The sequence below is a fragment of the Micromonospora sp. CV4 genome, from assembly GCF_003667455.1.
Taxonomy (GTDB): Bacteria; Actinomycetota; Actinomycetes; order Mycobacteriales; family Micromonosporaceae; genus Micromonospora.
Window position 1 is genome coordinate 60,158 of record NZ_RCVI01000279.1, and the last position, 6,000, is coordinate 66,157.

The 6,000-nt window shown below is 73.0% G+C and carries 5 protein-coding genes; 1 reads left to right on the forward strand and 4 read right to left on the reverse strand.

The features are described 5' to 3' along the window. Window positions 1-168 precede the first annotated feature (168 nt). Both EAD98_RS18185 and proS read right to left on the reverse strand, forming a co-directional pair. A complete protein-coding gene (locus EAD98_RS18185) occupies window positions 169-789 on the reverse strand; it encodes a DUF402 domain-containing protein (RefSeq protein ID WP_121655261.1) in 621 nt (206 codons plus the stop codon). Between the two features lie 49 nt (window positions 790-838). Next, a complete protein-coding gene (gene proS / locus EAD98_RS18190; RefSeq protein ID WP_121655251.1) occupies window positions 839-2,245 on the reverse strand; it encodes a proline--tRNA ligase in 1,407 nt (468 codons plus the stop codon). Between the two features lie 143 nt (window positions 2,246-2,388). Between proS and EAD98_RS18195 the strand changes: the two genes are divergently transcribed. Further along, entirely contained in the window at window positions 2,389-2,991 is a 603-nt protein-coding gene (locus EAD98_RS18195; protein WP_121655252.1) for a TetR/AcrR family transcriptional regulator, read from the forward strand. 190 nt (window positions 2,992-3,181) lie between these two features. Here the strand turns inward: EAD98_RS18195 and EAD98_RS18200 are convergent, their stop codons facing one another. Continuing rightward, complete coding sequence (locus EAD98_RS18200; RefSeq protein WP_121655253.1) at window positions 3,182-4,261, reverse strand: amidohydrolase family protein; 1,080 nt, start codon at window positions 4,259-4,261, stop codon at window positions 3,182-3,184. A gap of 61 nt (window positions 4,262-4,322) precedes the next feature. Then, a complete protein-coding gene (gene ffh / locus EAD98_RS18205; protein WP_121655254.1) occupies window positions 4,323-5,882 on the reverse strand; it encodes a signal recognition particle protein in 1,560 nt (519 codons plus the stop codon). Between the last annotated feature and the right edge of the window lie 118 nt (window positions 5,883-6,000).

The window sequence follows — 6,000 nt, forward strand, 5'->3', positions numbered from 1 at the left end:
GGGGTTGGGCCGGAGACTACTCGGTGGACTGGCGACGTGCCCGGGTTAGAGGGCGCCGGACGCGCGCCGGATACCAGCGACCCATTCTGCCAGATCCGACGCTGATCTCTCGCACCGGACCCGGACACCGCGCCCGGACGGCCCGGACCGGTGACCCGGAACACCCTCTCAGCGCACCGGCGGACGGTCCCAACCCGGCGGAAGGTCGTCCGGTACGTCCCAGTCGGCGGGGGGCGCGAAGTCGCACCAGGTGCCGTCGAACGGGAACTCGCCGGCCTCCGCGAGCGCGATCACCCGCTCCCCCTCGGCCCGGACCGCCTTCTCGTCGGTCACCCAGTAGTCGTCGCCGAAGGCGAGGCGCTCGACGAACTCGTCCTCGTCCTTCCACTGCCAGCTGCGGTCCGGGTGCACCACCACGTCGAGGTCCTGGTCCACCACGTCGACGCCGGCCACCGGACCGTCGTCCCAGCGCACGCCGGGTTCCTCCAGGTTGACGTACCAGTGGGCGAACCGGCCCTGCGCGTCCCGGAACCACCAGACGGAGTGCGCCGCGCCGGTGGGCAGGAACTTCAGCAGCGGCGGCCCGTTCCAGCGCCCACGCTCCAGCCGGTACGCCGACGAGATCCACTGGGCGAACGGCATCGCCCGCATCCCCAGCCCCGCCTCGGTCACCTCGTGGGCGACCGGCGAGTCCCGGGCGATCCAGACCAGCAGACCCCGCTCGTCGTCACTGACCACCCGGCCCGGCCGGACCCACCCGATCCGGCCGTGCCGCACGCTGCGGTGCATGATCAACCGACCCGGCGCGAACCGGTCGACAGGGTTGCCCGGCCGCACCTCAGTAGGCGCGGGCGAGGACGGCGATCAGGTCGGGCTCGTCCTCGGAGTCCGGCACCGAGCCGTCGGCACGCAGCAGGCAGCGCACCGTGACGCCCTGGCCGTTCGCCTCGGCCTCGCCGGCCACGCCGACCGCCGACCACGGCACCCGGGCCCAGCCGTTCGCGGCGGCCTCGATCGCCTCGCCGAGGGTGGCCACGTCCACCGTGCGCGACTCGCGGTTGGCCAGCGCCTGGTCGTGCAGCACCTGCTGGTCGGTCTCCAGCGCGGCCAGCACCGCGCCGACCACGTCGGCCACGGGTGTCGGGGACTTCGAGCCGTCGGTACGGCGCACCACCACCGCGTTACCGGCGGCCAGATCGCGGGGGCCGACCTCGACGCGTACCGGATAGCCGCGCAGCTCGGCGTCGACGGCCCGGCGGCCGAACGCGGTGTCCGTGCGGTCGTCGAGCGCGACCCGGACACCGGCGTCGCGAAGGCCGTCGCGCAGCTTGGCAGCCGCCTCGGCGACACCCTCGCCGTCCTTGACGATCATGACGTACGCCTGGATCGGGGCCAGCCTCGGCGGCACCCGCAGGCCGTTGTCGTCGCCGTGCGCCATGATCAGGCCGCCGAGCATCCGGGTCGACGTGCCCCAGGAGGTCGTCCAGGCGTACTCCCGGCCCCCCTCGGCGGACGAGTAGCTGATGTCGAACGCCTTGGCGAAGTTCTGGCCCAGCTCGTGGCTGGTGCCCAGCTGGAGCGCCTTGCCGTCGCCCATCATGCCTTCGCAGGTGTACGTGGCGGTCGCGCCGGCGAACCGCTCGCGGGCCGTCTTCAGGCCCACCACCACGGGGATGCCGATCACGTTGACCATCAGGTCCTCGTACGCCTCGTGCAGGATCCGCCGGGCGTAGGCCCGGGCGTCCTCGCGCGTGGCGTGCGCGGTGTGCCCCTCCTGCCAGAGGAACTCGCTGGTGCGCAGGAAGATCCGCGGGCGCAGCTCCCACCGGACCACGTTGGCCCACTGGTTGAGCAGCAGCGGCAGGTCCCGGTACGAGTCGATCCACTTGGCCATGAACTCGCCGATCACCGTCTCGCTCGTGGGGCGCACCACCACCGGCTCGGCGAGCTGCTTGCCGCCACCGTGGGTGACCACCGCCAGCTCTGGTGAGAAGCCCTCGACGTGCTGGGCCTCGCGCTTGAGGTAGCTCTCCGGAATGAACAGCGGGAAGTACGCGTTCTCCGCGCCCGCCGCCTTGATCCGGGCGTCCATCTCGGCCTGCATCCGTTCCCAGATGGCGTAGCCGGCCGGGCGGATGACCATGGTGCCGCGGACCGGGCCGTTGTCGGCCAGCTTCGCCTTGGCGATCAGGTCCTGGTACCAGCGGGGGAAGTCCTCCGCACGGGGAGTGAGCACGCGTGCCATGACCGCACATCCTATGCGCCGCGCGGGCGGCCACCGCGCCCGGGCGGCGACGCGCCGTCCGCCCGCTGTTCCGCGCCCACCCGGCGCACCGGCTGCGGCGGCCCCTGCGCAGGCTGGCGGGGCGACCGTAGACTTCGACCACCATGACTGCATCGACGGAGACCCCTCGCCAGCGGCTGCGGGACACGATCGTGGACGCCGCCCGCGCGCGAACCATCGCCTCCGGCTGGGACGCGGTCCGCATGGGCGGGGTGGCCGCCGCGGCCGGAGTGAGCCGGCAGACCGTCTACAACGAGTTCGGCAGCAAGGCCGGCCTGGCCGAGGCGCTCGCCCGGCGGGAGGTCGACCGGTTCGTCGGCGACGTCCGGTCGGCCCTGGTCGCGCACGGTCCCGACGTCCGGGCCGGCGCGTACGCGGCGATCGCGCACACCCTCGCCGCGGCGGCGGACAACCCCCTGGTCAAGGCGATCCTGACCAGCGCCCGAGGTGGCTCGGACGAGCTGCTGCCGTACCTGACCACCCGGGCCGAGGTGGTGCTCACCGAGGCGTCCGGTGCGCTCATCGAGTGGGTCGGCGACCACCTGCCGCAGGCCGAGCCGGCCGCGCTGGCCTTCGCCGCCGACACCATCGTCCGCCTGGTCGTCAGCCACATCGTGCTCCCCCGCGACCCGATCGACCAGACCGCCGCCGCCCTCGCCGACCTGGCGGTACGCCTGTTCGCGACGGCCGCCCGCACGCCCCCCTGACCCGGCGCCGCGCCCCGCACCGCGCGCGCCCCGCACCGCGCGCGCCCCGCGCCGCGCATCACGCCCGGCGCCCTGCGCCCCGCGCCCAAGATCCGCGCAGCTTCCCCGATGTTGCTGCCTCCGGGAGCCGCGAAGCAGCAACATCCCGAATGTTGCGCGGGTCTTCGCGGCGCACGGCGCGGCGTCGCCGTCAGCGGATGACGCGGCCGCGCAGGATGGTGCGGGACGGGGCGCGGACCACGCGCAGGTCGTGGCGCGGGTCCTCGGGATAGACGGTCAGGTCGGCGAGGCCGCCCTCGACCAGGCCGGGGAAGCCGAGCCACTCCCGGGCGCCCCAGGAGGCGGCGGCCAGCACGTCGAGGGGCGCCATGCCGGCCCGCTCGTGCAGCAGCAGCATCTCCTCGGCGGCCAGCCCGTGGTCGATGCCGCCGCCCGCGTCGGTGCCCACATAGATCGGCACGCCCGCCTCGTGCGCGGCCCGCACCACCTCGGGGAAGCCGTCCCGCAGCGCCAGCATGTGCTCCGCGTACCCGGGGAACTTGGCCCGCGCCTGCTCGGCGATCCCACCGAAGGTAGCAATGTTGATCATCGTGGGGACCAGCGCGGTGCCCTGGCGGGCCATCTCGTCGATCAGGTCGAGGCTCAGCCCCGTGCCGTGCTCCACCGAGTCCACACCGGCCCGCACCATGATTTCCACGGCCGACTCGGAGAAGGTGTGCACGGCAGCGCGTACCCCGGCGTCGTGCGCGGCCCGCACGGCGGCGGTGAGGGTGTCCGCGTCCCAGGCCGGCGCGAGGTCGCCAACGCCGCGGTCGATCCAGTCGCCGACCAGCTTGACCCAGCCGTTGCCGGCCCGCGCCTGAGCCGCGACCGTCGCGGCCACCTCGGCGGCGCCGACCTCCACCCCGATGTCGCGCAGGTAGCGCTTCGGCGGCGCGACGTGCCGGCCGGCGCGGGCCAGTCGCGGCAGGTCCGGCTCGTCGTCCAACTCGGGGTACGGGTACGGCGAGCCGGCGTCGCGAATCGCCAGCACCCCGGCGGCCCGGTCGACGAGGGCCAGCTCGCGGGCCTGGTCGAGAGAGGTGATCGGGGCGCCACCGCGGGCGATGCCGATGTGGCAGTGCGCGTCGACCAGACCCGGCAGGACGAAACCGCCGTCGACGACCGTCTCCGCCCCGGGCACCGGGGTGTGGGTCACCCGGTCGCCGACCAGCCAGAGATCCCGGACCTCGTCGTCGGGGAGCAGCACACCGCGCACATGAAGAGCCATGTGCACAGTCCTACCCGATCATCCCGTCGTCCGCGACGTCGCCCGCCGTCACCGACACGCGTCAGCGGGGGTGGTTGTCGCCGCCCTTGCCGAGCTTGTTGAAGTCGATCTTCGGGAGCTTGAAGCCGGGCGGCAGGCCCTGACCGCCGGCCAGGTCGTTCGGGTCCATGCCCGGCGGAAGCTGCGGCATGCCACCCGGGAACCCGCCCGGCATCCCGGCGCCGGCGCCGGTACGCGGCCGGCCGCCACCCTTCGTGCCCTTGCGCTTGTTCTTGGGGCTCTTGGTCGCCTTGCGCCGGCCACCGCCGGGCAGGCCCATCATGCCGCCCATCTGCTTCATCATCTTCTGCGCGTCGGCGAAGCGGTTGAGCAGCTGGTTGACGTCCATCACGGTGACCCCGGAGCCGTTGGCGATGCGCGCCCGCCGGGAGCCGTTGATGATCTTCGGAGTGGTGCGCTCGGCCGGGGTCATCGACCGGATGATCGCGGTGACCCGGTCGAAGTGGGTGTCGTCCAGATCGGCGAGCTGGTCCTTCATCTGCCCCATGCCGGGCATCATGGCCAGCACGTTGGCGATCGGGCCCATCCGGCGCACCGCGATGAGCTGGTCGAGGAAGTCCTCCAGGGTGAACTGCTCGCCGCCCATCAGCTTGGCGGTCATCTTCTCCTTCTGATCGGAGTCGAAGGCCTGCTCGGCCTGCTCGATCAGAGTGAGGACGTCGCCCATGCCGAGGATCCGGCTGGCCATCCGGTCGGGGTGGAAGACGTCGAAGTCCTCCAGCTTCTCGCCGGTGGAGGCGAACAGGATCGGCTGCCCGGTCACCTCACGCACCGACAGCGCGGCGCCACCACGGGCGTCGCCGTCGAGCTTGGAGAGCACCACGCCGGTGATGCCGACGCCGTCGCGGAACGCCTCGGCGGTGCGGACGGCGTCCTGACCGACCATCGCGTCGATGACGAAGATGACCTCGTCCGGCGAGACGGCGTCGCGGATGTCGGCGGCCTGCTGCATCATCTCGGCGTCGATGCCGAGCCGGCCGGCGGTGTCGACGATGACGATGTCCCGGGCCGCCCGCTTCGCGTGCTCGATCGACGCCCGCGCCACCTGCACCGGGTCACCGGTGCCGTTGCCGGGCTCCGGGGCGTACACCTCGACGCCGGCCCGGCCACCGAGCACCTGGAGCTGCCCGACGGCGTTGGGGCGCTGAAGGTCGGCGGCGACCAGCAGCGGCTGGTGCCCCTGGCCCTTGAGCCACCGGGCCAGCTTGCCGGCGAGGGTGGTCTTACCGGAACCCTGGAGGCCGGCCAGCATGATCACCGTCGGCGGCTGCTTGGCGAACTGGAGCCGCCGGCCCTCACCGCCGAGCACGTTGATCAGCTCTTCGTTGACGATCTTGATGATCTGCTGGGCCGGGTTCAGCGCCTGGGAGACCTCTGCGCTGCGGGCCCGCTCCTTGACGGCCGCGATGAAGCCCTTGACGACCGGCAGCGCGACGTCCGCCTCCAGCAGCGCGAGGCGGATCTCGCGCGCGGTGGCGTCGATGTCGGCGTCGGTGAGCCGCCCCTTGCCGCGGAGCTTGGTGAAGATCCCGGACAGGCGGTCACTCAAGGTGTCAAACACACGAACATCCCGTTTGTCAGTGTTCCGGCGGGCACAACGCGGTCGGCAGTGCGGAGTCCGACCACCGCAAGGGTAGCGGGCCGGCCGCACGGCCGCTGTCGCCCGGCCCGGCCCGCGC

Excerpts from the sequence above, each read along its gene's own strand:
- EAD98_RS18195 (WP_121655252.1), top strand. The coding sequence starts at position 2,389 with ATGACTGCATCGACGGAGACCCCTCGCCAGCGGCTGCGGGACACGATC.
- EAD98_RS18185 (WP_121655261.1), bottom strand. The coding sequence starts at position 789 with ATGCACCGCAGCGTGCGGCACGGCCGGATCGGGTGGGTCCGGCCGGGC.
- EAD98_RS18200 (WP_121655253.1), bottom strand. The coding sequence starts at position 4,261 with ATGGCTCTTCATGTGCGCGGTGTGCTGCTCCCCGACGACGAGGTCCGG.
- proS (WP_121655251.1), bottom strand. The coding sequence starts at position 2,245 with ATGGCACGCGTGCTCACTCCCCGTGCGGAGGACTTCCCCCGCTGGTAC.